This is a genomic window from Bradyrhizobium sp. MI1.4 (assembly GCF_055811315.1).
The window spans coordinates 18,263-43,675 of record NZ_JBVVPP010000060.1; the positions used below are offsets into that span (position 1 = coordinate 18,263).

23 protein-coding genes are annotated in these 25,413 nt (G+C 57.1%); 18 read left to right on the plus strand and 5 right to left on the minus strand.

What is annotated here, in order from left to right; genetic code table 11:
* Positions 1–6 precede the first annotated feature (6 nt).
* The 3 genes from AC0L23_RS34925 to AC0L23_RS34935 all read left to right on the plus strand — a co-directional run bounded on the left by AC0L23_RS34925 (position 7) and on the right by AC0L23_RS34935 (position 2,994).
* The gene (locus AC0L23_RS34925) at positions 7–903 is read left to right on the plus strand and encodes a class II glutamine amidotransferase (RefSeq protein ID WP_473358045.1); all 897 of its coding nucleotides are present in this window, start codon (positions 7–9) and stop codon (positions 901–903) included.
* Positions 904–1,018: 115 nt separating this feature from the next.
* On the plus strand, positions 1,019–1,666 hold the full coding sequence (locus AC0L23_RS34930; RefSeq protein ID WP_259219371.1) for a GltB/FmdC/FwdC-like GXGXG domain-containing protein: 648 nt from the start codon (positions 1,019–1,021) through the stop codon (positions 1,664–1,666).
* Positions 1,666–2,994 (plus strand): FMN-binding glutamate synthase family protein, encoded by a 1,329-nt coding sequence (locus AC0L23_RS34935; RefSeq protein WP_259219234.1) that lies wholly within the window; start codon positions 1,666–1,668, stop codon positions 2,992–2,994. Before AC0L23_RS34930 ends, AC0L23_RS34935 begins: the two co-directional genes overlap by 1 nt.
* A 14-nt stretch (positions 2,995–3,008) precedes the next feature.
* Here AC0L23_RS34935 and AC0L23_RS34940 read toward each other — a convergent pair whose 3' ends face one another.
* Positions 3,009–4,061, minus strand: coding sequence for a helix-turn-helix transcriptional regulator (locus AC0L23_RS34940; protein ID WP_259219235.1), 1,053 nt, complete (start codon positions 4,059–4,061; stop codon positions 3,009–3,011).
* 602 nt (positions 4,062–4,663) lie between these two features.
* Between AC0L23_RS34940 and AC0L23_RS34945 the strand changes: the two genes are divergently transcribed.
* From AC0L23_RS34945 to AC0L23_RS35015, 15 genes are all read left to right on the plus strand, one after another.
* Positions 4,664–5,950, plus strand: a complete 1,287-nt coding sequence (locus AC0L23_RS34945) for an ABC transporter substrate-binding protein (protein ID WP_473358046.1) — start codon at positions 4,664–4,666, stop codon at positions 5,948–5,950.
* Entirely contained in the window at positions 5,950–6,720 is a 771-nt protein-coding gene (locus tag AC0L23_RS34950) for an ABC transporter ATP-binding protein (RefSeq protein ID WP_473358047.1), read from the plus strand. Before AC0L23_RS34945 ends, AC0L23_RS34950 begins: the two co-directional genes overlap by 1 nt.
* Before the next feature lies 1 nt (position 6,721).
* Positions 6,722–7,489, plus strand: coding sequence for an ABC transporter ATP-binding protein (locus AC0L23_RS34955; RefSeq protein ID WP_473358048.1), 768 nt, complete (start codon positions 6,722–6,724; stop codon positions 7,487–7,489).
* A 3-nt stretch (positions 7,490–7,492) separates the two neighbouring features.
* A complete protein-coding gene (locus tag AC0L23_RS34960; protein ID WP_473358049.1) occupies positions 7,493–8,374 on the plus strand; it encodes a branched-chain amino acid ABC transporter permease in 882 nt (293 codons plus the stop codon).
* A gap of 3 nt (positions 8,375–8,377) precedes the next feature.
* The gene (locus AC0L23_RS34965; RefSeq protein WP_473358050.1) at positions 8,378–10,033 is read left to right on the plus strand and encodes a branched-chain amino acid ABC transporter permease; all 1,656 of its coding nucleotides are present in this window, start codon (positions 8,378–8,380) and stop codon (positions 10,031–10,033) included.
* Between the two features lie 47 nt (positions 10,034–10,080).
* Complete coding sequence (locus AC0L23_RS34970; RefSeq protein ID WP_473358051.1) at positions 10,081–12,414, plus strand: N,N-dimethylformamidase beta subunit family domain-containing protein; 2,334 nt, start codon at positions 10,081–10,083, stop codon at positions 12,412–12,414.
* 27 nt (positions 12,415–12,441) lie between these two features.
* Positions 12,442–12,804 carry a N,N-dimethylformamidase alpha subunit family protein gene (locus AC0L23_RS34975; protein ID WP_473358052.1) on the plus strand — a complete coding sequence of 121 codons (363 nt, stop codon included), beginning with the start codon at positions 12,442–12,444 and terminating at the stop codon, positions 12,802–12,804.
* A gap of 66 nt (positions 12,805–12,870) precedes the next feature.
* Positions 12,871–15,192, plus strand: coding sequence for a N,N-dimethylformamidase beta subunit family domain-containing protein (locus AC0L23_RS34980; RefSeq protein WP_473358053.1), 2,322 nt, complete (start codon positions 12,871–12,873; stop codon positions 15,190–15,192).
* A 67-nt stretch (positions 15,193–15,259) separates the two neighbouring features.
* Positions 15,260–15,928 carry a helix-turn-helix domain-containing protein gene (locus tag AC0L23_RS34985; RefSeq protein WP_473358054.1) on the plus strand — a complete coding sequence of 223 codons (669 nt, stop codon included), beginning with the start codon at positions 15,260–15,262 and terminating at the stop codon, positions 15,926–15,928.
* A gap of 871 nt (positions 15,929–16,799) precedes the next feature.
* Entirely contained in the window at positions 16,800–17,018 is a 219-nt protein-coding gene (locus AC0L23_RS34990; protein ID WP_473358055.1) for a DUF3551 domain-containing protein, read from the plus strand.
* Between the two features lie 448 nt (positions 17,019–17,466).
* Positions 17,467–18,306 (plus strand): ectoine/hydroxyectoine ABC transporter substrate-binding protein EhuB, encoded by an 840-nt coding sequence (gene ehuB, locus AC0L23_RS34995; RefSeq protein ID WP_473358056.1) that lies wholly within the window; start codon positions 17,467–17,469, stop codon positions 18,304–18,306.
* 91 nt (positions 18,307–18,397) lie between these two features.
* Positions 18,398–19,063 (plus strand): ectoine/hydroxyectoine ABC transporter permease subunit EhuC, encoded by a 666-nt coding sequence (gene ehuC, locus AC0L23_RS35000; protein WP_473358057.1) that lies wholly within the window; start codon positions 18,398–18,400, stop codon positions 19,061–19,063.
* Position 19,064: 1 nt separating this feature from the next.
* On the plus strand, positions 19,065–19,736 hold the full coding sequence (gene ehuD / locus AC0L23_RS35005; protein ID WP_473358058.1) for an ectoine/hydroxyectoine ABC transporter permease subunit EhuD: 672 nt from the start codon (positions 19,065–19,067) through the stop codon (positions 19,734–19,736).
* Entirely contained in the window at positions 19,736–20,551 is an 816-nt protein-coding gene (gene ehuA, locus AC0L23_RS35010) for an ectoine/hydroxyectoine ABC transporter ATP-binding protein EhuA (protein ID WP_473358059.1), read from the plus strand. The genes ehuD and ehuA overlap by 1 nt, the downstream gene beginning before the upstream one ends.
* A 284-nt stretch (positions 20,552–20,835) precedes the next feature.
* A complete protein-coding gene (locus tag AC0L23_RS35015; RefSeq protein WP_473358060.1) occupies positions 20,836–21,609 on the plus strand; it encodes a GntR family transcriptional regulator in 774 nt (257 codons plus the stop codon).
* Positions 21,610–21,818: 209 nt separating this feature from the next.
* Here AC0L23_RS35015 and AC0L23_RS35020 read toward each other — a convergent pair whose 3' ends face one another.
* From AC0L23_RS35020 to AC0L23_RS35035, 4 genes are all read right to left on the minus strand, one after another.
* The gene (locus AC0L23_RS35020; protein WP_473358061.1) at positions 21,819–22,271 is read right to left on the minus strand and encodes a hypothetical protein; all 453 of its coding nucleotides are present in this window, start codon (positions 22,269–22,271) and stop codon (positions 21,819–21,821) included.
* A gap of 108 nt (positions 22,272–22,379) precedes the next feature.
* Positions 22,380–23,090 (minus strand): aspartate/glutamate racemase family protein, encoded by a 711-nt coding sequence (locus tag AC0L23_RS35025; RefSeq protein WP_473358062.1) that lies wholly within the window; start codon positions 23,088–23,090, stop codon positions 22,380–22,382.
* A 278-nt stretch (positions 23,091–23,368) separates the two neighbouring features.
* On the minus strand, positions 23,369–24,535 hold the full coding sequence (locus AC0L23_RS35030; RefSeq protein ID WP_473358063.1) for a M20/M25/M40 family metallo-hydrolase: 1,167 nt from the start codon (positions 24,533–24,535) through the stop codon (positions 23,369–23,371).
* Between the two features lie 509 nt (positions 24,536–25,044).
* On the minus strand, positions 25,045–25,413 hold a 369-nt coding region (locus AC0L23_RS35035), incomplete at its 5' end, for an amidohydrolase family protein (protein ID WP_473358064.1).

A 25,413-nucleotide genomic window follows, 5' to 3' on the forward strand; every position in this document is an offset into this window, starting at 1 on the left:
GTCAAAATGTGTGGAATTGCAGGCCTGTTCATCAAGGGCTCACGACTTCAGCCGCAACTCGGGGAGTTGCTTGCCTCAATGACATCGACCCTCTGTAGCCGGGGCCCGGACTCTGCCGGTTTTGCGCTCTACACGGCAGAAGAGGCAGGCAAGACGAAGCTGACGCTCACCTCTGTGGCGGGAAGGTCGGACTTTGAAGCGTTGGGCGTGATGCTCTCACGGTCGACAGGTGTTCCGGCTTCGTTAGTAAGCCGCTACACCCATGCGGTTTTGACCGTGCCAACCAACCTGGTGCGACTGTGCCGCGATTGGCTCTCGGAGAACGCTCAGGATGTTCGGATCTTGAGCGAGGGGGCCAACCTCGAGATCTACAAGGAAGTCGGCTACCCCGACGATGTCTCGCGATCGTTCGATATTGCATCTTTTGCTGGCACGCACGGCATCGCCCATACGCGGATGGCGACTGAATCCGCTGTATCCACGACAGGCGCTCACCCATTTTCGACGGGGCGGGACCAGTGCCTCGTCCATAACGGGTCGCTCTCCAATCACGCCTCACTTCGGCGTGAGCTTCAGCGCGATGGGATCGTGCCTCAGACGGAGAACGATACCGAGGTTGCGGCGGGTTACTTAACCCGTGAGTTGAAGCGGGGCAGAACGCTGGGAGAAGCTCTCAAATCAAGTCTGGACGATCTCGATGGCTTCTTCACCTTTGTGGTCGGGACCAAGAACGGTTTCGGCGTGCTCCGGGACCCGATCGCTTGCAAGCCCGCGGTGATGGCTGAGACGGATGATTACGTCGCGTTTGCATCCGAATATCGGAGCCTCACCGCGCTTCCGGCGATCAAAAACGCGCGGGTGTTCGAGCCCAAACCGGCCACACCTTATTTCTGGGAGCACTAGGTAAATGAAGCAAATCATCGGCGATTGGCCGCATAGCGATCTTGGCCAGCAGCGATCGCTGGGTCGTACGCGGGAGATCGATCTTTTGACAACGCCGCTACGCGATCTCAACGCAATGTTGCAGGCGCTCAGCAGCGAAGTGAACACAGACGAGGCGTCTTGGCGGGTCCTAAACCCCGATGGCGCACACGCAATTGCTGTCGGCATCGACGCGCCAGTCGATGTCGAAATCGCCGGCCATGTCGGCTACTATTGTGGTGGCATGACCAAGTGGGCCAGCATCGTCATTGATGGAAATGCCGGCCAGGGCGTCGGTGAAAACATGATGTCCGGTCTGATACATGTGAAGGGTGATGCCAGCCAGTGTGCTGGCGCTACTGCACATGGTGGTCTCCTTTTGATCGATGGCAATGCAAGCGCTCGCTGCGGTATCTCCATGAAGGGGGTGGATATCGTCGTAAAGGGTGACATCGGGCACCTGTCGGGCTTCATGGGGCAGACCGGCCGCCTCGTCGCATTCGGCGATGCCGGCGAAGCCTTGGGCGATTCGATTTATGAAGCTCGGATCTATGTGCGCGGGAAAGTCGAGAGTCGCGGGGCCGATTGCATCGAAAAGGAGCTGGGGGACGAGCATCGCGCCGAGCTGTTCGCGCTCCTCAAGCAGGCCGGTGAGGCTCACAAGATCGACGTGTCGGAATTCCGGCGCTATGGGTCCGCTCGCAAGCTCTATAATTTCAACATCGACAATGCCGGGGCCTATTGATGAGTGCGATCGAGAAGATGTGGGGCTACATTCCACCGCGCCCGTCCGCCACTTTTGACGATCACGCGATTGCCGAAATCCGGCGCGCGGCCGCGACCGGCATCTACGATATTCGCGGCGGTGGAACCAAGCGCAACGTCCCGCATTTTGACGATCTTCTGTTCCTCGGCGCGTCGATGTCGCGCTATCCGCTGGAGGGCTATCGGGAACGCTGCGACACCAGCGTGGTCCTTGGGACCCGCTTTGCCAAGAAGCCCGTAAAGCTCGCCATCCCCGTTACCATCGCAGGGATGAGCTTTGGCGCTCTGTCGGCCCAAGCCAAGGAGGCGCTCGGTCGGGGAGCAGGTCTGGCCGGGACATCGACCACCACCGGAGACGGAGGCATGACGCCGGAGGAGCGGGGTCAGTCCAAGACACTAGTCTACCAGTATCTGCCCTCCCGCTATGGAATGAACCCGGACGATCTGCGCAAAGCCGATGCAATCGAGATCGTCGTAGGGCAGGGGGCCAAGCCTGGAGGCGGCGGCATGCTGCTTGGACAGAAAATCTCTGATCGCGTCGCAAGAATGCGGTCTCTGCCTAAGGGGATAGACCAACGGTCTGCTTGCCGGCACCCGGATTGGACGGGGGCTGATGACCTGGAAATCAAGATCCTGGAGCTACGTGAGCTGACTGGGTGGGAAAAGCCGATCTACCTGAAAATCGGTGCAAGCCGCCCCTCTTATGACGTGGCTCTCGCTGTGAAAGCGGGGGCAGACGTCGTGGTGCTCGACGGCATGCAGGGCGGTACGGCAGCAACGCAAGATGTCTTCATCGAGAACGTCGGAATTCCGATCCTTTCGGCGATCCGGGGCGCAGTGCAGTCGCTGCAGGATCTCGGCATGCATCGAAAGGTGCAGTTGATCGTCTCAGGCGGAATTCGAAGCGGCGCCGATGTCGCCAAGGCTCTTGCATTGGGCGCGGATGCGGTCGCAATCGGCACCGCCGCGCTAATCGCGCTCGGCGACAACGATCCCCGGTACGACGACGAATACCGGGCGCTCGGGACGAGGGCAGGCTGTTACGATGACTGGCACGAAGGCAAGGATCCGGCGGGCATCACCACTCAAGATCCGACCCTCTCCTCACGGCTCGATCCGGTGCTCGCGGGGCGCAGGCTGGCGAACTACCTCAAGGTGATCACGCTGGAAGCGCAGACCATCGCGCGGGCGTGCGGCAAGAGCCGCCTGCATAATCTGGAGCCGGAGGATCTTGTTGCTTTGACCATCGAGGCTGCTGCAATGACGCGGCTTCCTTTGGCCGGGACAAACTGGATACCCGGCTCCTGATCAGGACTCAGTTTTCAAGCTGAGCTCGCGGTCTCCCAGACGTCGCGACCGTGAGCGTTCTTGGAAGGTGTTTGCGCAAGCAACAGTCCCTCGGACATTGTTCTAGCCGCGAGCTGAGCTCGCGAAACACAATCCATTTTCGCAAGGATGTGCTCGATGTGAGTCGACACCGTGCGCGGGGAGACAAACAACTGCTCTGCAATCTGCGGATTGGACGCGCCGGTCGCAACCAGATGCAAAACCTGGACCTCTCGGAACGAGAGATCGTAAGGCCAAGGAATTTGCTCCTCCGTCACCAGCACCATATTGCGCTGGCACGGTATGATGGAGACGCGGTGGCAACGGCCGGTATCATCGCTCCACAGGAAGCGCCGTGGCGTCCAAGGCCTCAGCCTGTCCAATAGCAATCGACGCAGGGCACCGTCTTCCCCGAGATGGGGACCGGGGCTGCGCGACAGCAGATCAAAAGCTGCACCGCTCGAAGATATGACCAGCGCGAAAGAGTCCGGCGCCACCCCCTCCGCAATGAGACGTGGCGTTCGGAGCCGGTCACATAGCTCGGCCAGAATGGGACGGAATCGCTGAGTGATCTCTCTGCGCTCATCGGTTGCGGCAACCGCGGCGGTCCAGTTCATATGGAAGGCCCCGACATAGCGTCCATCGGACAGCCGCAGGCACATGGTCGAGCCCTCGTGGAAGCCTGAGGGAATGAGAAATTCGCGAGCGGTCAGGGTATCGGGAAACCAAAGATTCCAGTCCTGCTCGCAGTCTCGCCACCTGAGAGAGCGCGGATCGTCTCGGTGTGCGATTGTGAATGCCGGATTGTTTTTCACGAAATCATCGTTGATGTGCTCGAGCAGCTTGTCGGAATAGCCGTCGCTTGCGAGCGTCTGATGCCGATGGGTCTGAGCTAGCGGATCCCAGGCCGTCAAGGTGAAAGCTGAGCACCGTACCAAGTCGCGAATAAGTCGGGTGGCTTCTATCGTCCTGTCCAAGAGTTGCGCACGTGGATCGGCCGATGCCTCGTCCCACGGAACAATTACCGAACCCTCTAAATGTGCACTCACTGCTTCCTCCTGAGATATTTCCGAAAGGAGCCAGTCGGTAGCGTTCGGTTTATTGCGATTTATTGAGCGGCTGTCCTGCCGCCGTTGGTTCTCGGAGGCTCCAAGGCGCTCGCTTGTTGATAAGTCTATGCCCAATTGGGCCTTTTGGCACCGGAAATTCGAACCTATCAGTCAAACAAGAGAGGCATTGGCCTTTCTAACTGGAGCATCAACTCGTCCCATGTACCGTTGAACAGTTGAAACGTAATGCGAGGACCCGCGGAGTGCGTCACCGGAATTTCTCCGGGACTTCTCCTGCCGCGCGGCTCGGGACAGATGTCCGAAAAATCCGTCAACCGACGTATTGAAGCATCGCCTTCGACGTTGAAAGCTCCCAGCCTATGGTACGCGGTCTTTTGCGCCTCAGAGGCGGCATTCGAATAGCCGATTCGTTCGCATCGTTCGGACAGGAATGGCCTGCGAACAGCAAGATTCGTTTTTGTTGCACTTGCATGAAGTAAAAATGACTTGCATAAAATGCAAACACGGAATAGGTTTTGTCATCGGTAGGCGCAACCGGGGCCATCCGACGATCTCGATCGGCGCAGGAGGAGGACGTTAAAATGACTTCAAAGCTGACCAGGCGGACGGTGACGGCGGGAATCGGTGCGGGCTTGGCCATGCCGTGGATTGTGCGGTCACATGCCTTGGGCGGACAGCCCATTGTGATCGGAATTCCCGCGGCTCAAACCTCGGCCGCTGGCGTCGCCGACCACCTGGATTTCATTCAGGGGACGACCCTTGCGGTTGAAGAAATCAATGCAAACGGCGGCGTGCTCGGCCGCGAGCTCAAGATCTTCACGGTCGACATTGATGTGCTCTCGCCAGAGAGCAGCAAGCAGGCGGTTGCTGCCTGCGTTGACGCGAAGGTGGACGCCATCTCCTTCGCATTTACGCTGGTGCCGGTGCCGGCGATGGATGCGTCAGTGAAGTACAAGTGTCCGTGGATCCACGGCAGCGCACAACGCGCAGGGAGCGAGGCCGTCAAGAACAATCCGCAAAAGTATAGCCATGTCTTCCAGACGCCCCCCTCGGAAGTCGACTATGGCTGGACCTATCCGATCTGGCTCGAACATGAAGAAAAGAGGGGCGTCTGGAAGCCGAAGAACCGAAAGGTTCACATCGTCCAGGAGCAGGTCGCTTATTGCCAAACCATTTCCAAAGCGGCGCAGGAGGCCTTCACGAAGCGCGGCAATTTCGAAGTGGCGCGGATCACTGACATTCAGTTTCCGGTCCAGGACTGGGCGCCCGTCATTCGCGAAATGAAAGAAGTGGGCGCTGCTGCAATCATGGTCGACCATTGGGTCGCGGCCGAATATGCCGCCTTCTGCAAGCAGTTCGTGGCCGATCCTGTGCCGGATTCTCTGGTCTACCTCCAGTATGGCCCGTCACAACCGGAGTTTCTGCAGCTTGCAAGCAACTCTGCCAACGGCTTCGTCTGGTCGACGACGATGGGCCTCTATGCAGATGAGCCGGGCCGCGAATTTGCGCGCAAGTACAAGAAGCGCTTTCCGGGGATCATGGGATTTGCCTATCCCAGCATCTCGTATGACCAGACCTATTACCTGAAGAAGGCTTGGGAAGCGGTCGGCGATCCCCGCAAGTTCAAAGAAGTGTGCGACTGGATCCGCGCCAATCCCCAGCGTGGGGTGAGCGGGTTCATGAACATGAACAACGCCTATCAGGAGAGCTTCCATTTCCCCAACAATGGCGGTGACACGCTTCAGGTGTCGGAGATCGATGAGGGTGTGTCTCAGCTGTACTTCCAGGTTCAGAACGTGGAGCACAAGCTGATCTTTCCGAACGAAGTTGCTGAATCGAAGCTTCAAAAAGCGCCGTGGTGGTCCTGATGTTGAAGACCGCGCACGAGAACCGATCGTGGGACAACAAGTCGTCTCAGCCGCTGTTCTCGTGCAGCGGTATTCATCTCGACCTCGGCGGACGGGAGATACTTCGGGACATCAACATTCACGTCGGCCTCGGAGAGGTGCTTGGCGTCATTGGCCCGAACGGCGCCGGTAAGACCAGCCTCTTCGAGGTGTTGTCGGGCCGTCTGACGCCTAAAAGTGGCAAGGTGACCTTCAAGGGCCAGGATGTCACCACTCTGCCACTGCACAAAAGGGCGAGGCGCGGGATTGGACGAACTTATCAGACACCCGTCATTCCGGAGGAGTTGACGGTTGGCGAAACTTTTAAGGCGGCGCGACAGGCATTTCCGCCATATCTGACAAAATTTGACGCGGAATACGGCGCTGAGCTCGTCGGCTTGAAAGTCGATGAGGATGTTCCGACGGCTCAGCTGGAAACGCTGAACCGCCGAAAGCTTCTGCTTGCCTGCCTTTTGATGCGCCGGCCCTCGCTCTTGTTGATGGATGAACCGGCAGCCGGTCTGATCAACTCGGAAGTAGAGGAGATCGATTTCCTTCTTCGCTTGCTCTCGAAGGAAATGAACATCTCGATCATCATCGTCGAACACCGAATTGAGCTTTTGGGAACGATTGCCGATCGCGTCATGGTGATGGATGCAGGCGAGGTGATCTCGGAAGGCTCCATGGCGAAGGTGCTCTCTGATCCAAAGGTCCACGCTGCCTATTTCGAAAACGTTGACGAGGCGACTTGACATGAACGTCATGCAGCAAGATCTCGGCCGAGCCGAACACCCGCTGGTTCGACGGCGTGAGGTGCTCAATGTGTCCGGTCTGTCGGCCGGATATGGCCCGATGAGGGTCATTCACGACCTCGACCTGATTGTCAGCTCTGGAGAACGCATCGGCATCGTGGGTCTCAACGGTCATGGGAAGTCGACCTTGTTCTACGCGATCGCCGGGCTGACTGGTTGGCAACGGGGTTCGATAAAGCTGAACGGCATCGAGGTCGGCCGCACGCGCAGCCAAGGCCCCGGACGCTACACGCACCAGATCGTGCGTGCAGGTCTTGCCCTTATCCCGCAGGGCGACGAAATCTTTCACGGACTAACCGTTGAAGAACATCTTGACTCGGGCGCGTTCACCCCGCGCTCCTGGCGCGAGCGGAAAGAGCGCAAGGAGCGCATGCTTCAAATATTTCCGCCTCTAAAGAAGCTGATGACGGTCCCGGTTGGTCGGCTATCGGGTGGCGAGCGGCGGATGGTCTCCATCGGCCGAGGACTAATGGGAGAGGCGTCGCTCTTCCTTGTCGATGAGCCTTCACTTGGGCTTGCGCCAAAGATCGGAAAAAACGTGATCGACGCACTTATGGCGCTCGATCTTGGTGGGTCAGCAATGGTGATCGCGGAGCAGAACGTGTCCCTGCTGGAGGGGCGCGTTGATCGAATCATCGGAATGCATGTGGGCAAGCTGAAGGGCGAAGCGTCGGTTGGGCTGATGCTGCAAGATCACGAAAGGGGGTGAGCGATGGATATCTGGTTTGTCGTCAGCAACACGATCGTATTGGCCTGCATTTATGGCACGCTTGCCATTGGTGTATCCATTACGTGGTCAAGCCTGGGGCTGCTAAACCTCGCATACGGACTCATCTTCGCTTTTGCGGGGTACGGAGCCTGGCTATTTTCCCAACACGTCTCGAGCTGGGGTCCCGCCGTTCTCGCAAGCGGCGTTCTGTCAGGGGCTCTGGGTGGGCTCTTTGTCTGTGCCTTGGCCTTCATTCCCATCCACGACAAGCCGAACTTTACGATCAGGGGGCTGATTGCGACGCTGGCCATAAACCTGATCGGGACACAGTCCCTTCTCTGGTGGTTTGGTCCGCGCTCCAAGAGCTTGCCGGAGATATTCGGGACCTGGAAGGTCTCTGTGTCCGGAATAACGTTAACGGCCGACAAGATCGGAAATGTCCTCACCTCGATCCTCATGCTTCTACTCGTGCTCAGGTGGATGCGATCGAGCCGACGCGGCCTTGAAATCCGAGCCATGATGATGAATCCCCACGCCGCGTCCATCGTCGGCATCGGCGTGCGACGCACATCGTTCTACGTCATGGCTATCACTGGCGGTCTGGCGGGCCTTGCGGCCGTTCTCTTATCCCAGACCTATTATATTTCGCCGTTCGGTGGTCTTACGCCGATGATCAAGGCGGTGAGCATCGCGCTGTGTGGCGGGCTTGGGAGCGTGCAGGGAGCAATGATTGCAGCGGTCGTGCTCGGCCTAAATGAAGCGCTCACAACAGTCTCCATAGGCGGCCGTTATATTCTGATCACGCAATTCCTGATGATTATCATAATCCTGCTGGTGCGCCCGAGGGGAATCGCGGGAATTCTGGACAGGGCGAGGGAGGCTTAAAGCATGACCCAAGGCAGCCAAGCTCAGAGGACGTGGCGAAACCCATTGTTCGTGTGGGACAGTGAGCAGGAAGTAGAACAGCTTCCGACCGCCTCTTTCGTCAGCCATCAGGAGATCTGGGACACGACGCGCACCGCCAGGACAAAGCTGTTTCCGGTAGGACGGCTGCGATACTACCACAAGTGGGCCGGCCACAGCAAAAACCTGTGGCAGCGCCATCGCTACTGGCCGACCCGCCGCCGGGTGCTGCGCGTTCGCGGAGAGTATAACGAGAAGAGCCTTCGGCGGGAGAAGACGATCGTCGACAAGCGTCCCATCTGGTGGGTGATGGGACTGATCGCACTTGCGCTAATTCCCCTGGTCACGCCGGCCAGCCTCGAAAACACGCTGCTCACCGCGGGCGTCACTTTCGGGATCTACGCTGCCATTAATCTATGCTGGATGCTCGTCATCGGGACCGCGAGCATCTTCTCGCTGGCGACCTATGCCATTGTTGGCACGGCAGCTTTCGTCACGGCATATTCGTCAACAACGCTTGGGCTGCCGTGGTGGGCGATGCCGCCACTCGGCGCGATTGTGGGATTGATCTTCGGAAGCATCATTGCGCTGCCCGCGACCAGGCTTGACGGGTTCTACTATGCTCTGCTGACGCTTGGCCTCAATGAGCTCTGCCGCGTCTACTTCGTCACGTCCAAGCAATTCGGGTCAGCAACGGGCGGACTCTATGGTGCGACCACCTACATACCCCAGGACTGGTCCTCGTCCGGACAGCTGCAGCTCGCCTATTATGCGTGCTTTGCGCTGATGTTGCTTGCGCTGCTCCTTTATCGCTTCGTCAACGGACGGCGACTAGGGCGCATCTTGCGAATGGCGCCTGAGAAGCGAGAAGCTTTCGCCGAGGCCACAGGTGTTAACTACCGTCAGGCGCGCGTCAGGGTCTTTCTGATCTCCTCCGTTGCGCTGGGCTTCATCGGCGGCTTCTATTCCACAAACTACGGCGGTGTGGCGTTCTCAATCTTCAGTTTTGATACCGTTTTGCTTGGACTTGCCATGCTCGTGATCGGCGGCATCGGGCGGTCGGAAGGCGCGGTGGTCGGCACACTGATCGTGGTCTTTTTCGATAAAGTCCTGATCACGCTCGGGCCGATGCGCCTGATCATCATCGGGCTGATTATGCTGTTCGTTGTGCTCTATCTTCGCAACGGCCTGTTCGGCATCAAGCAGCAGTTCCGTGCCTGGAGAGACAAGAAGAAGAGCGAACGCCGCTCGACCCGCGCGGAAAAGGGCGGCGAAATACTGCCTGAGGAAGCGACCGAAGCCGGCAGCGTGGATGACGTCTATCGTCGCCGCTATGACAAGATGCAGCGCGAATTCTTGAAGAAGCTCGTGACGCCTGAAGTCATTGATGAGCATCGACGCGCGCCACAGGGCCAACACAGCGGGGCGCTGGAACGGCTTTTGATTTACTTCCGGAACCAGCCGCAACCGGACAAATACGCGATCACCGCGCTCCAATCGATCAAGGGCTATCGGATCGTCGCGCTCTCAGGTCACCGGGGTGTCGCGCCTCGCGTGGTCGAGGACAAGATCTACGGGTCGCCCGTCGAAGCCTATCACGGTGTGTTTCTACGCCGGGTCCAAGATCTTCTCGAATCCTGAGCAGCGATTCGAGACGCAGAGCATAGATGTAAGTGGAGAGTTACTAGATGGCACAAGTTAAGCTCTTTGGCTATTCGGACAAGATTTCGGTGAAGCCGGGAGATGTCATCCAGTTTTATGTCAATGCCGACGGGACAGACGCTGCCGAAGCGCACTTGGTGCGTCTGATCCATGGCGACCAGCATCCCGCGGGCCCAGGATTCGTCGAGGAGGAGATTGACTGTTGTGTCAATGGAGCCTGGCGCGTCGAAAAGCAGTACACGCAAGTGGGCTCGTTCCTCGAAGTCGCCGACCGCGAGCGCCGGCTGGCTTTAGAGGGGAGCCTCACCGTCTTCGCGTTTATCCATCCCTTGTGGCCGCAGGTTGGCCTGAGACAGTGCCTTGTCGGCCGTTGGGACAACGACAAGAACTGTGGCTTTGGCCTCGGCATCAAGCAGAACGGACTGTTGGAGTTCTGGGTAGGCCAGGGCGAGGAGGTCGATTACCTTGAAGCCGAGGTGCCGCTCCAGGCGAACATGTGGTACTTCGTGGCTGCGAGCCTGGATGCGAAGACCGGTCGCGCCACTCTTTATCAAGAGGGCGTGGTCAACCGCTATAATAGCGTGCTCGGCAAGGTCGCTCCGCTTGACCTCAGCTCGCATGTCTCTGAAGTTTTCCGCTTCCGTCCCAAGCATTTGGCCGATACGCCATTCTTGATGGCGGGATCGCGGGATTGGCACGAGAAGCGGGGGCACTTCGTCTCGCAACTCTATTGCGGCAAAATCGACCGGCCTGGATTGTTTGATCGCGTGCTCGGTCGTGATGAGCTCGACCTCATGCGAAGCGGGTACATTCCGCCATCCGAAGGCATGGTGGCTTATTGGGATACGACCCACGGATATACCGATCGGGGCATTGGCGATATCGTGACCGACGTCGGTCCGTTCAAGCTGCACGCCAAGGGCTACAATCGGCCCGTTCGTGCACAGACCGGGTGGAACTGGAGCGGACGGAACGACTGCTTCCGACTGGCACCGAACGAATATGGCGGCGTAGAATTCCACTCCGACGCACTCATTGACTGCAATTGGCAGGCCACGAACGCACTGAAGCTACCCGACGAGCTACGGAGCGGCGCCTACGCCATGCGCTTGCGCGCGGGTCCGGGTACCGGCTTGGGTGAGGAATACATCCCCTTCTTTGTTCGCCCGAAGGTGCCGACTGGCCGCATCGCCTTTCTGGTGCCAACAGCTAGTTATTTGGCCTACGCCAACGAACATCTGAGCTTCGATGCACCGATCGTGCAGGGCATGACGGGCATGACCCCGATCCTGACCGAGATCGATATCGAAATGTACAAGAATCCGGAGTTCGGGCACGGCTGTTACGATTCATGGGCGGACGGCCAGGGTGTCTGCTACAGCTCTTATCGTCGACCAGTGGTCAACATGCGGCCCAAATACCGCATCTCAAGCATGGATATCACCTGGCAGTACCCTGCCGACCTCTCAGTGATCGCCTGGCTTGAACACCACAACTACGATTATGACGTGCTCACCGACGAAGATCTCGATCTGGAAGGGGTTGCGGCGCTCAAACCGTATCGCTGCGTCATCAGCGGGACGCATCCGGAATACTATTCCGAGCGGATGATGGATGCGACTGAGGACTACATTGAGGGAGGCGGGCGATATATTTATCTTGGGGCGAACGGATACTACTGCAACGTTGCCATCCGCGAGGATGAGCCGTGGGTGCTCGAGTGCCGCAAGTTCGGAGACACCTGGAAGGCCTGGGAGGCACGTCCTGGCGAGCACTATCTGGCGACCACCGGGCAAAAAGGCGGTCCCTGGAAATCCCTCGGCAGGCCGCCACAGAAGATCATGGGCGTTGGCTTTGTGTCGGAGGGGTTTGGCAGGAGCGAACCGTTTTTCCGGATGCCGGACAGTTATGATCCGACACTGTCCTGGATCACCAAGGGGATCGAGGGTGAGATCATTGGAGATTTCGGCCTTGCTTATGATGGAGCCGCCGGCGTCGAACTGGATCGTTACGACCTGACACTCGGGACGCCACCGAACGCGAAAGTGATTGCTTCATCCGGTGGCCATACCGACAACTACATTACGCATGTGCAGGTTCAATTGCATCAGCATCCCGGCATCACCGGTAGCTACGATTACCGCGTGCGTGGCGACATCACCTATTTCGCCACTCCCAACGATGGCGCGGTCTTATCTTGCAGTTCGATTGCTTTTGGCCAGGCGCTGCCGGTAAATGGATTCGAGAACAATGTTTCTCGACTCCTGGCCAATGTCGTCGACGCATTCGTCAAACCTGGGCCGCTGCCCAATGCAGTGCCGGCTGAAGCCGTGCCAAAGCCCGAGCCTGTCGCTTCGTAAGTTGCGCGATACTGGGGAAGGAGACCAATGATGCAGAATACGGCGCAAGTTGAGGACAGGGACGAAATCTTCAGGCGAATGTTCGAAACAAGGCAGCGGGATTTCCTGCGAGCGCTCGTCACGCCAGAGGTGATCGAGGAGCATCATCTCTCTCCCTTGGGACAGCACACCGAGCCTCTGGATCGGCTGCTCATCTATTTCAACCGCCGACCACTGGCTCACAGGTACGCCATCCTGACTGTCCGGCCATTCGAGACGTACCGGGTGGTGGTCCTTTCAGGAGTTCGAGGCGTGCCGCCGAAGGGACTGGATGAGAAAATCTACACGTCTCACACGGAAGCACAGCACGCAGTCTTCCTCCGGAATGTGCAGGACTTGCTCGAGTCCTGAAATGGACTTTCTCGTTCAGTCGATGCTCTGCCGCCGGACGGAAGCCGGAATAAATTGGAGTTTGTAATGACAAGACCTAAGCTCTTCGGCTATTCGGACAAGCTGTCGGTCAAGCCGGGCGACCTTGTCCAGTTTTACGTCAACGGGGAAGGCACAGGCCGAGCCGAAGCAAAGTTGGTGCGGCTGATCCATGGCGATCAACATCCTTCCGGGCCCGGCTTCGTGGAGGAAGAGATCGACTGCAGCACTAATGGCACGTGGCGGGTCGAAACGCAGCACACTCAGCTCGGCTCATTCCTCGAAGTGGCGGACGATTCGCATCGCTTGGCTGTGGAGGGTAGTCTGACGGCTTTTGCCTTCATTTGCCCGACGCGGCCACAGCTTGGGCGCCGCCAAGCTCTCATTGCGCGTTGGGACAACGAGGAAGGATGCGGATTTTGCCTCGGCATCTCCCCAAATGGCCGCCTTGAGTTCACGTTGGGAAAAGGTGCCGAGGTTGATCGCCTCGAGGCCGACGTCCCTCTGCAGGCCAATTCGTGGTACTTCGTTGCAGCGGCTTTCGATGCCAACACGGGTCGGGCGAGCCTATTTCAGGAGGGCGTACTCAACCGGTATAATAGCCTCTTAAGCAGGGTGGCGCTCGTCGAGCACAGCGCCCACTCTTCTGCAATTCTTCTATCACGGCAGAAGAATCTCCCCGCGACTCCATTTCTGATCGGCGGCGCGCGTGATTGCCGGGAGGGCCGCGGGCAGTTCGTCTCGCAACTCTATTGTGGCAAGATTGACCGGCCGGGCCTGTTCGATCGCGCACTATCACGCGAGGACCTCGATCAGCTCAGATCTGGCCAAAAGCCGTCACCCCAAGGGCTGGTGGCTTATTGGGATACGGCGGCAGGTTACACCGAGGCAGGGATCGGTGATGTGGTCACCGACACCGGGCCCTTCCGCTTGCACGCCGTAGGGCGAAATCGGCCAGTGCGGGGCCAGACGGGATGGAATTGGAGTGGCCGCAATGATTGCTTCCGCTTGGCGCCACAGGAATATGGCGGCATCGAATTCCACGCTGATGCGCTGACGGACTGCAATTGGAAAGTGACGAAGGCCGTCAGGCTGCCAGAGACTTTGAGAAGCGGTGCCTACGCCATCCGCCTGCGGGCGGGTGAGGAGACCGGTCTCAGCGAAGAATATATCCCGTTCTTCGTCCGTCCCAAGAAGCCGACCAGCCGGATAGCATTCCTGTTTCCGACGGCGAGCTATATTGCTTACGCGAATGAACGACAGAGCTTCGAGTCGCCGATCACTCAGCCGGTCACCGGCATGCCGGCCGTCTTGTCTGAGATCGACATTGAACTCGACAAGCGCGACGATTTGAGCCTTTCGGCCTGCGATCACTGGGCTGACGGACAGGGCGTCTGCTACAGCTCCTACCACCGTCCGATCGTCAACATGCGGCCGAAATACCGTTCCTCCAGCACCAATCTTGCCTGGCAGTTCCCGGCTGACCTCTCGGTCATAGCCTGGCTTGAGCACCAAGGCTATGACTACGATGTCCTAACCGATGAGGACCTTGAGCGCGAAGGTGTATCATCCTTGGAGCCGTACACCTGCATCATCAGTGGCACTCATCCGGAGTACTATTCCGAACGGATGCTCGATGCGACTGAAGACTACATCGCTGCTGGGGGACGATACATCTACCTCGGCGGCAATGGTTTCCATTGGAGCGTGGCGTTCCGCCCGGACGAGCCATGGGTGATGGAGTGCCGCAAATTTGGCCCGGCGTGGAAGACGTGGGATGCGCGTCCGGGCGAATACTACATGGCCACCAATGGCCAGAAGGGCGGCGCCTGGCGCGCACAGGGACGACCGGCGCAAAAGGTCGTGGGTGTTGGCTTCATCTCGGAAGGTTACGGAAAGAGCCAATTCTACCGAAAGATGCCTGATAGCTACCACCGCACTGTGTCTTGGCTGACCAAGGGGATCGAAGGGGAGATCATCGGAGATTTCGGTCTGGCCTATGGTGGCGCTGCAGGCGTGGCGCTTGATCGCTGCGATCCAAGCCTTGGGACGCCACCCCACGTAAAGCTCATCGCCTCGTCCGGCGGTCACACGGACAGTTATCTCGTCAACCCGGAGGTCATCCACTATGCATTCGAAGGATTGTCGGGGTCTTATGACTACCGGGTTCGCGCCGATATGGCCTTCTTCACGGCCCCAAACCACGGCGCAGTGTTTTCGGCGGGCTCTGTTGCGTTTGGGCAGGCGCTCCCAGTCAACAACTTCGAGAACAACGTGTCCAGGCTTCTTGCTAATGCCGTCGACGCGTTCGTAAAGCCTGGAGCTCTACCTGGATCGTGGTGGATCAGCGAAGAGAAGCAGTGGCGATAAAGGACTATTGCTAGATCCAAAAACGCTTTAGACGTCATATCCTGCAAAGGCTGCGGGAGGCGTCGAATTGAGCAAAGCCAAACAAGCGAATCAAAAGCGCCAGCGCAAGGCCAAGAAGGAGCGCGCGCCGGACCAGGTTGCTCCTCCCGCCCAAACGGCCGTGGCAAAACCGCCGATCGACGAAAGAATGGGGGCTGCCATGAGGCGTGCTCGGCTCGACCGCGGCCTTACGCTTAGCGATCTTGCGTCGGCAGCAAGCATCTCGGTCCCGATGCTCAGCCGCTTCGAAAATGGCCAGTCCACCGCGAGCCTCGAGCACCTTGAGCGGATCTGTGCGGCTCTGGGAACGGACCTGTCGACTTTGTTTAGAGAGGTGGAGCAAACGATCGGCGAGGCCCAGCTGATCAAGGCCGCCGACCAGATGGAGGTTGTTCGCTCAGGCACCAAGCACGGGCACACCTACCGGCTCCTATCCTATCACAAGGGGCCGCGCAAAATCTTCGAGCCTTTTCTTATCAACATGGACAAGGAGAGCGAAAGCTATCCCCGTTTTCAGCATCCTGGAACAGAGTTCATCTACATGCTGAGCGGGCGGATGCAGTACCGGTTTGGCGACAGAACGTTTCTCGTGGAGCCAGGTGACGCGTTCACATTCTCCGGCGGCGTCCTTCATGGTCCGGAAAAACTGCTAGACGATCGAATCGAGTTCATCACGATCATCATCTATGCGGAATAGGCGTTGATCGTCGAATCGACCTCGATGGATCGAGATACTCGATAGCGGAGTGAACCCTGCTGAGAACGACCGACTCCTAAATAAAGTTGATTGCTCCCTGCCATCGATCGAACGATGGAGATCGCTTCGTGCGCTAAAACACGCCGCTCCGAAGTGACCAACAAATTCTTCGCGACTATCGCGGCCCGTCCTGGCTTCCGCCAAAATCGGTCGACTGACGTATTGAACCAAGCCCCTGGCGGACCGAAGCTTGGCAATGGCAACACTTGATTTCGAGCTCTTCAAGAGCGGCAGTCGGCGAGGACAGATATGCAAAGCCCACATCAACAGCTATCGACGTACAGCAAAAGGATGCGTGACGAGCAGCTACGCGCTTGTTCTTCGTCGAGAAAAATCCGATTACTCGGACAGGCTCCTAGCATTCCGATGCCGTCGTGACTTAATCCCGCGCCCATCGATCGTTCAAAGCCTATTATCAGCAAACATCCCGGAGCTCGTTAATCTATTTTGCAGGTTGACGGCGAAACTCAGCGCGATCGCGCCGAAAAAAGGGCCTCATGTGCGATAAGGGCAGGAATAATGCGTCAAATTCGAATTATGCTGCGCCGGCCGTTCAGGCGTTGCTCGGCCGGGCGTTGTTCGGGGGTTTGTGGCGCAATGAGGCATTCGATGCACAATCATGATGTCGTCTCCGGTAGCCTATTGGCGCTGACCGCCGCCGGCATCGTGCTGCTCTGCTCCAGCCTGCTCGCATTTACGCTCATTTAGAGCGCGATGAGACTTTCGTTCGCGGTCTTCCCGCTTTCAACGCAGGCACAGACTTCATGCGATATGCTTTGTTCGTCGTCGGAGTTGCATTTACCGTTTCGGGTTGGGAGCGGGTTCGACCGCCGCTCCGCGACATCATTCGGCGCACATGCCCGCAGTTCCTTCAGATCGCTATTGCCTGCAGGGCCGCATCTCGGGCTCTCCCGGCAACTGCCAATTCTCGACGTACAAGCAGTGCACGGTCACTGCCTCCGGCACAGACGCGTATTGCGATGTCAATCCGTTCTATGCCTTTGGGCCAGATGGACGGCAATCGCGCTAAGGGAGTCGAGGAGGAGTTGCCGCGACGGCATTGCAAATGCACTCCGGGGTCTGAACTCCATGGTTCGCTTAGATAGTGCACACACATCGTGGCCCGTGTATGGGACCCCTGCTACCGGGATCTCCTTGCTCCAAACCGACGTTTTGACCACGAAATCTCGTCTATATTAGACCGTACAAATAATTGTATTAGCGACTTTACAAATTAGGGTCTAACTCGTATTAAAACGGCGGCGACGATGAATTCGTCCTTTCATGGTGCATCCGACGAGCTGGGTGAAATCATACCAGCTCCCGCAGAAGCTCAGCGAGACCGCAAATCGAGGTCTGAACGAGGGCAACGCTGGTTACGCACTCAGCTTGCAAGCAAAAACAGCCGACGCTTGCAACACGGCGGCGGGTAATTTCAACACTAGCAACCAGCCACGCTCAAAGAGGGGAATGAATATATGAAATTCAAGATTTCCGCATCCGTAGCAGCAGTACTATTAAGTCTAATCGCGCCCGTTGCTTCCGCGGGACCGTTAACCAGTCGCTTAGAGTCGGGAGCGGCGATTCGTATCGGCTTTGCCAACTCGCCGCCATATGCATTCGTTGGGCCCGGCGGCGAGCCCGCTGGGTTCATGAACGCTTACGTCATCAATCTTTTGAAGAAGATGGGGTTCACACAGATCGAGGTGGTGACTTCAGATTTCTCCGGATTGATACCAGCTCTTCAAGCCGGCAGAATCGACATCGTCACGTCTGGTTTGTACATCAAGAAGGACCGATGCAACACGATCGCTTTCGCCGACCCCATGCTGAAGACCGCTGATGCTTTGCTTGTCCCCAAAGGCAATCCGAAAGGCCTTCAGAACTACGAGGACATTGCCAAGAAGAACGCAACAATGACTGCAGTTGTTGGCTATGCCACCATTGACAGCGCAAAAAAGTTCGGCGTCCCGCCGGACCGCATTATGCAGCTTCCTGATGGACCCTCGGTTTTGGCAGCAGTCAGATCGGGACGCGCAGACGCCGCAGCAAACTCGGATCTATCCCTCCAGGCTCAGGCTAAGGGCGCTGAAGGTTCTGTCGAAGTTACCGATTCTACTAAAATGCCGGAATCAACGTTTAATTGGGTTGCTTTTGGTTTCCGGAAAAATGATTCTGACTTCGTCTCGAAGTTCAACGCCGCTCAGAAGGAGTTTCTCGGATCGCCCGAAATGCTTTCCGCGGTTGCGCCATTTGGTTACAGCGAAAAGCAGCTTCCTGGTTCGACTTCGCTCGAATGGGTTTGTGAAAACCGCTGATCTGCCGGAATGGACGATGAACGGGCCAGCAGGTTCGTTCGGGCCAGCAGGTTCGTTCATCGGAGTTTCTCGCTGAGCGTCAGGAGTATGCATGGGCTTTTGGCTTTTTCTGGAGCAGTATGGATCAAGATATCTCAGCGGCAGCTTGGTGACGGCCGGGCAGTTTGTCCTTGCTTCACTTGTAACAGTAGTACTTTCGGTCACTTTTGGACTGTTGGTGTTATCGAAAAATAACGGGCTACGCGCATTTGCTGTTGCATACATCGAATTTTTCCGCGGTAGTTCTTTGGTCGTACAAATATATTGGATATTCTTTGTACTGCCACTACTAGGAGTGAGCCTTTCTCCCTTTACTGCCGGCTTTTTGGCAGTCGGCATCAACACTGGTGCATATGGCGCGGAAGTCGTGCGGGGAGCAATTCTTGCAGTACCGAAGGGACAATGGGAGGCGGCTTATGCGCTTTCGATGTCGCCGGCAAAGCGCATGTACCGTATCATCTTTCCTCAGGCATTTCTAATCATGCTACCGCCTTGGGGTAACCTGTTGATTGACGTCTTGAAGGGCACGGCCCTCGTTTCTTTAATTGGGCTGGCGGAGCTCATGTTTCAGGCAAAGCAGATCAACAACCTTACCTTCCTTTCAGCGCAAGCCTTCGGCGCTGCGTTAGCGATTTACTATCTGCTAGCCCGTTTCCTTATTACACCGACCGTCCGCAGTCTCGAGTCGAGATTGCGGCGAAAGATGTCGAGGACGTGATATGGAGCTAGAGTGGAGCTGGAGCTTCGCCTGGGAAATACTTCCCGATTTGCTCGCCGGAGCTTTAAAAACACTTGCCGCGGTTGGCATCGGTTATTCGATCGCCCTTGTGGGTGGCCTAATCCTCGCTCTTCTGCAAAGAACACGTAGTCAGCTCGTGACGGCAGCCGTGCGCGAATTCGTCGAGTTCATCCGCTCGACACCGCTTCTCCTGCAGATCTACTTCGTGTTTTTCGTAGGCCCGCAATTCGGTGTTCAACTTTCTCCATGGGTTTCAGGGCTGATAGCAATTGGGCTCTACCGGTCGGCGTATCTCTCTGAAATCTTTCGAGGTGGATTGGAGGCGGTTCCGGTCGGCCAATGGGAGGCTTGCGCCGCGCTGAATCTTTCCGGACGAGATACCTATTTCAGAATCATCATACCGCAAGCTCTGCCCCCCGCTATGGCCGGCATGGGTAATGCTCTGATCGCGATTTTCAAGGATACCCCAATGCTCTCGGCAATCGGTGTCGCTGAGTTGATGCATGCCGCGACAGTCGTCGGAACGAATAGCTATCGCTACCTTGAGCCTTATACCCTCGTGGGTATGTTATTCCTTCTGCTCTCGCTGCCTGCAGCCTGGTTGATCCGTATCTTTGAGCGATGGTTGCGCAGCAGATTGGGAATGGTTTGATGGAAAGTTCGCACGACTATCCGCTGGAGTTAACGGGCACCAGTGTACCGATGGTGCGCTTTATGAATGTATCTAAGAACTACGGCGGTCTGAAGGTGCTGGATAATCTCAATCTGGACATCGCCGAAGCAGAGAAGGTGTCGATAATCGGGCCTTCCGGCTCAGGAAAGACGACCGTCTTACGTATGCTGATGACATTGGAATCGATCAATTCCGGGGTCATCTATGTAGACGGGAAACCCCTCACACACATGCCCAGAGGCGGAAAGCTCGTCCCTGCAGATGCGTCGTATCTCCGACGAATGCGAGCAAGCATTGGCATGTGTTTTCAGAATTTCAATTTGTTTCCTCATATGACGGCTCTCCAAAATTGCATAGAGGGGCCCGTTCAGGTTCTCGGTCTTAGCAAAGCTGAGGCCCGAGATAGGGCCGAGGAATTGCTAAGCATGGTGGGCATGATCGAAAAGAAATACCAATATCCTGCACGGCTTTCCGGTGGGCAGCAGCAGCGCGTGGCAATTGCACGGGCTTTGGCTATGCGTCCGAAGGTCATGTTGTTTGACGAAGTCACGTCGGCGTTGGATCCAGAGGTGATTGGAGAGGTGACGAACGTAATACGGAAGCTTGTCTCGGAATTTCGGCTGACAATGTTGATGGTCACTCATCAGATGGGATTTGCCGCGGACATTTCCGACAGGGTGTGTTTCTTTTTCGGCGGCAAGATCGAAGAACAAGGAGAGCCCCAGCAGTTGTTCGGAAATCCGAAGCGGGAGAGAACACAGCAGTTCTTGTCTGCAGTAAAGGATGCTGTCTAGTGCGCTTTTACAGAATGATAATGTTCATTTCGAATGGACCGCCTTGGGTTTGCATGCATAAAAGGGAGAATCCGCTCCGGGTATTGCAGTCGAGAGCACCTCTTTGTCATCGAATTCTGGGCTCACGTTCTGCTATCTCCCGCGGGTACCCGCATCTGAGATCGATAGAGAGGCTCGTCATTTGCGTTTCATGAGCCTGCACCTGTTGGGATGGCCCAGGGGGAAAGCTGTCTAGATGATGCGATCGGCTCTGGCTGAGTGTGCATCATTGGGCTAGCATGCGGATGAGCACGAACGTTCATCATTTCCGCAAAGCCCTTATGAGTGATTTCGCTTACCATCCCTTTCCGAAGTACCTGCAAATTAGAGAGATCGTAAGACGGCGACTTCGCCTGCTTCAGCCCGGCGACCGCCTGCCAACGGAGTCGGAGTTGGCGGCAGAGTTCGGAGTCAGTCGCGTTACGGTGCGGCAAGTGATGAAGATTTTCGCCACCGAGGGAATCATCGAACGCCGGCCGAGAGTTGGCACGATACTCAGGGCGGTACCAGCAGCTCCGGCTGACGATAGGCTGACTGGACCAATAGAAGAATTCGGGATCGCCGGTTTGGAAACAACCAGCGTCTTGATCCAAAAAGGCGAAGTCACGGCAGAGAGGGATGTGGCGAGTGCCTTGCGGACCGGTGCCCAAAGTGCCGTTTACGAAGTACGACGCGTTCGAATGCTCGAGGCCTGTCCGTTCGTGGTGCTCGAGGCGTTCTTTCCTTTGAGAGTTGGAAAAAAGTTAGCTGCTCGAGAATTCCCAGGCCTTTTTGTGCCTCTCCTTCGCAAGATCGTGGACAAAGATATTTGGGAGGAGCATCAAGAGATCGATGCGCTGGTCGCCGGGACCAAATTCGCCACGGCATTGCAAATAGCTGTCGATGCGCCCATCCTCTGCGTGAAACGCTTGTTCTTAGACTCCAAAGGGATCCCGGTGGTGTATTTCAGGGAAAACTTCCGAGCGGACCGCTACTTTTATACTATCCGTCTACCTCAGCCGAATTCGCCGTCCGGCTGAAGTAAGTTTATCTTGACCTGCGCCCTTTGACCTCGCTTTTAAGGAGCGCCGGCTTGAGGGGTGGACGCAGGCCGGGGGCGGCGCTGGTCAGAGAATGAGAAACTTAGGATTTTCTGGAGAGCTTACAGCCGCCACCCAGGTCGCGGCAACAGCGCGGCAATATGCTCCGCACGATTGCGCCATCGTGCGCCAGGGCAATCGCGCGTGTGCTACAACACAATACGGCGGCCGCCGACGGGCCTGTGATCAGCCAGCGATCGAGCAGAACGCGGCCGCTGGTCGGCGTTGTTGGCCCGCGGAGCGGGTCGAGCGGTGTCGATTTCCCGCGCTCGGGCCATCAGCGCCAGGAACTCGCCGGCGCAAGTGATATCCTCCAGCGCGGTGAAGCGATCCAACGGGCGGATCCCTTCGCTCGCGTCACCAGCGTCCGAGACCACACCGCCATTGCTCGCGACGCCGGTGCACTTCCAATACTTGATAGGAGTGGCGTCATCATTCCGTTTGCGATCGACGATGATGCGTTCAAAGCGAGTGCAAACTTTCCCGATCTGTACTGCGTTATGGCAGGCGAGGATCAAGAGCTTCAGCGAGCCAGCGGAACTAAGCAGATCGCCACAAAGGCCAGAAGGAGGCCGATTGAGCGCGCGATCGGCTCGATCCATCGCAGAACTTTGTGGGCGTACGCCTGGCTTCATTTTCAAGGCCGTCCCGATAGAGATTTCTGTGACCTCCGTCTGCTGATTCCGGGTACGTCGTCGCGGAGTTGATCGTTACGTTTTTGCAGACAAAAAGGTCAGCCTGCATAGCGACGTTATGTCGTATATCGGAAACCCCGTCGCTCTTCGGATGGAGGAAGAAACTATTGGGAACGCGGTGCACTCGAAAAGCAAGGCAGATACACCTGACTGCGTTTCCCGGACGCGCCGCACGCACTCCAGCACGTCAAACTCGATATCCTCTGGCCTAGTGAGGGGAGGAGGACGCCGCATCTCATTGTGCCACAGCCGGCCGCCCTCTACGCCTCCTATCACGACCCGTTCAATGTCTGCTGGGTTATCAATTTGCAGTAAGTCAACGCCGAGACATTGTGAATCCGCAGTGATGATCGCGATCTTGCCAGCCGCAGGAAGTTGACGAAGGAGGATAGGCAGAAGGAGCAAGCTCGAAGTTGCGACCGGAACATCGACAGTTTCAGCAATCGCTTTCTGATGTCTGATTGTGAAACCACAATTCGCGCTAATTGCAATCGCTCCACGATCGACCAACCGTTTAGCAGCTGCAATATAAGCTCGCTCTAAGGAGGGATCTCCTCGGATAACGTTCTCTGCCCATGCCCCCTCTACCGTCTCAGAGATAATCGGGAAATCAAATGTCCCCCGATAAAATAGGTGGCCAGGCCTCGGATCCACTGGCTCCGTGCCGCGCGGCAAACCTCTTTCCAAATTAAGAATGCCGAGAGATTGCGGTTGCTGCTGCGACATCGGTATACTCCTAGCAAATACTGGCTGACCAATTTACATGCGCCACATTGTCGACGCTCCAGCTATTCGTCGCCCGAAGCACCTAATGAGGCGATTCCAAGCCCGGCATAGACTCTCTTTAAACGTCTTTTTCTTCGCGCGAACCCGTTAACGCTTTTAACTAGCGTCCGCGCCAAGCAACGCGATCGGCGATTGCCATCATTTATCAAAGCAGGACTTTCGATGGAACGAACGGGTGGTCAACTGCGGGCCGCAACATTTGACGCAGCATGGATGCGTTACTCCGGCGCAGATAGCCGCTTTATTATGCCGGCCAGAAGCGCGCCTTGTTCGGCGATGCTCGACACTTCGGTCCACTCGCGCCTGCTGCACATTTCATGCGTGATCGGGCCCAGGCCATCCAAAGTCGGCGTACCGACCGAAGCGGCATAGCTGGCATCAGAACCTCCTCCCGAGAAAGCGGGAAACATTTCGATACCGAGTGCCGCACCAGTGTCGTTGGCTAACTGAAATAGAAAGCGGCTTCCGTCGCCTTCTTCGAATGGCGGTCGCATCCTGATGGAGTGCTTGATTGTCACTCTCCGATCAGACGAGGCAAGCTCTTCGGAAATGCATCGCTCGATATCATCTATCAGGGCTTCTGTGGCTTCCTTGCTCCGCGCGCGGAGGTCGGCATCAAACCAAGCAACCGCCGGCATCACTTGTCTGGCTTCCCCACCTTGCATCAACCCGACGGAAACACTTACGCCACGCTCATCATCGCTCAAGCCCTCAAGGCGCGTTACAAGACGAGCGAGCACCGAGAGCGCCGATGCTCCGGCCTTCTTATTGTTACCGACATGGGTTGTGATGCCGAAGGCATCGACCCTCAGATGACCAATGGCTCCTCGACCGACAACAAGCCCTCTGTTGGGCCTGGCAGGCTCAAGCGTGAGACAAAAATCCGCGGCTCTTGCCTCGGTCATAATCCAGCTGGCGCTTGCGTCGCTGCCGACCTCCTCGTCAGGCACAATCAGAAATACCACACGTTCGATGCCCTCGATGCCCATTTGGAAGAGTTCGCGGAGAGACACGATTGCCGTGGCTACGCACACTTTCATATCCCCGACGCCGGGTCCGGTAAGAAGCCCATCCTTCTGCTCGAATTTCCACCCTTCGACAGTGCCGGTGGGCCAAACCGTATCGGCGTGACCGAGGATGAGGATCGATCGGCCCGGACGACCCGACTCCCAGCGAGCCGTCAATTGATCGCCAGCGGCCTGCCTGATCTCGCGCTCGACCTTGCATCCGGCAGCTATCAGCGCCTTTTCGAAGACGTCATTAACGCGATTGACGCCCTCGCGATCATAACTGCCGCTGTCAATGTCAACTGCAGCTTTGGTAAGCTGAAGAATGTCGGGGAGTTTTGCCTCCAGAGTTCGAAGAAACAAACGGTCCCAGTTCATGGTGATAGCTTTCGCTGTGGTGGGTAGAATTGCGCCAGTACCGCAAAATGAATTGCATCAGTTCATTAGAGATTGCGGCTGGTCTGCGGCGCCGTTCGACTTTGCATCAGAAGCCTGGCCTTAGCGCGACTCAGACTTCCTCCAAACACGGCTCCGTTTCGGCCTCGATTGCTACCGCTTCGCCGTTGCCGTATGCCGGGAATGCCGTGGCTTCGTGACAGTGCGTCGCAAGCGCGATCGGAATTCCGGAGGCGAGCGCGTCTGTATACCGGCGAGGAGATCAGGAGGAATGTTTCCACGGCCGAATGCTTCGATTACGATGCCGTCTCCCGGTATCGACGACGGCTATTCTTTTCATCATCACAGTGGTCTCCACTACCGCACTATAGGGAAGCGGCGCGGCATTGATCGAAGAACTGCAATGACCTGCGTGCCGCGATCGAGACCAAACGTCAGATTTGCCAGCCAATTTCTGCAACTGGACAGCCGGTATCTGCAGCGCAATGTATTCAAGTGATGCCTCGCGGGTGGGGCTGGCCTGTGTACTTTTCGGCGTCGCTGCAGGGGCGTGCGAAGCGGGAATGAGTTTCGAAGACTACCCCTCCGCGCTTGACGACACCAATGCAGCGGTTAGCGCCGAGAAGGTAGGAAAGATCGTCTGGATGCTCGATGTCCCAAAAAGATAAATCCGCAGCTTTGCCAACCTCAATAGTGCCCCGCTCCTTCCGCATGCCGAGGGCGCACGCCGCGTTGACAGTGAACCCGCGCACTGCCTCTTCGGGCGTCATACGGAATAGGGTGCAAGCAAGGTTCATTATCGCGGCCGGGGAATTTGTGGGCGAACTGACTGGATTACTGTTGGTGGCCAGAGCCACTTT

What these genes read in the sequence shown, in the direction of transcription:
- AC0L23_RS34925 (WP_473358045.1), top strand. Translation starts at nt 7, where the DNA reads ATGTGTGGAATTGCAGGCCTGTTCATCAAGGGCTCACGACTTCAGCCG.
- AC0L23_RS34930 (WP_259219371.1), top strand. Translation starts at nt 1,019, where the DNA reads ATGTTGCAGGCGCTCAGCAGCGAAGTGAACACAGACGAGGCGTCTTGG.
- AC0L23_RS34935 (WP_259219234.1), top strand. Translation starts at nt 1,666, where the DNA reads ATGAGTGCGATCGAGAAGATGTGGGGCTACATTCCACCGCGCCCGTCC.
- AC0L23_RS34945 (WP_473358046.1), top strand. Translation starts at nt 4,664, where the DNA reads ATGACTTCAAAGCTGACCAGGCGGACGGTGACGGCGGGAATCGGTGCG.
- AC0L23_RS34950 (WP_473358047.1), top strand. Translation starts at nt 5,950, where the DNA reads ATGTTGAAGACCGCGCACGAGAACCGATCGTGGGACAACAAGTCGTCT.
- AC0L23_RS34955 (WP_473358048.1), top strand. Translation starts at nt 6,722, where the DNA reads ATGAACGTCATGCAGCAAGATCTCGGCCGAGCCGAACACCCGCTGGTT.
- AC0L23_RS34960 (WP_473358049.1), top strand. Translation starts at nt 7,493, where the DNA reads ATGGATATCTGGTTTGTCGTCAGCAACACGATCGTATTGGCCTGCATT.
- AC0L23_RS34965 (WP_473358050.1), top strand. Translation starts at nt 8,378, where the DNA reads ATGACCCAAGGCAGCCAAGCTCAGAGGACGTGGCGAAACCCATTGTTC.
- AC0L23_RS34970 (WP_473358051.1), top strand. Translation starts at nt 10,081, where the DNA reads ATGGCACAAGTTAAGCTCTTTGGCTATTCGGACAAGATTTCGGTGAAG.
- AC0L23_RS34975 (WP_473358052.1), top strand. Translation starts at nt 12,442, where the DNA reads ATGATGCAGAATACGGCGCAAGTTGAGGACAGGGACGAAATCTTCAGG.
- AC0L23_RS34980 (WP_473358053.1), top strand. Translation starts at nt 12,871, where the DNA reads ATGACAAGACCTAAGCTCTTCGGCTATTCGGACAAGCTGTCGGTCAAG.
- ehuB (WP_473358056.1), top strand. Translation starts at nt 17,467, where the DNA reads ATGAAATTCAAGATTTCCGCATCCGTAGCAGCAGTACTATTAAGTCTA.
- ehuC (WP_473358057.1), top strand. Translation starts at nt 18,398, where the DNA reads ATGGGCTTTTGGCTTTTTCTGGAGCAGTATGGATCAAGATATCTCAGC.
- ehuD (WP_473358058.1), top strand. Translation starts at nt 19,065, where the DNA reads ATGGAGCTAGAGTGGAGCTGGAGCTTCGCCTGGGAAATACTTCCCGAT.
- ehuA (WP_473358059.1), top strand. Translation starts at nt 19,736, where the DNA reads ATGGAAAGTTCGCACGACTATCCGCTGGAGTTAACGGGCACCAGTGTA.
- AC0L23_RS35015 (WP_473358060.1), top strand. Translation starts at nt 20,836, where the DNA reads ATGAGCACGAACGTTCATCATTTCCGCAAAGCCCTTATGAGTGATTTC.
- AC0L23_RS35020 (WP_473358061.1), bottom strand. Translation starts at nt 22,271, where the DNA reads ATGGATCGAGCCGATCGCGCGCTCAATCGGCCTCCTTCTGGCCTTTGT.
- AC0L23_RS35025 (WP_473358062.1), bottom strand. Translation starts at nt 23,090, where the DNA reads ATGTCGCAGCAGCAACCGCAATCTCTCGGCATTCTTAATTTGGAAAGA.
- AC0L23_RS35030 (WP_473358063.1), bottom strand. Translation starts at nt 24,535, where the DNA reads ATGAACTGGGACCGTTTGTTTCTTCGAACTCTGGAGGCAAAACTCCCC.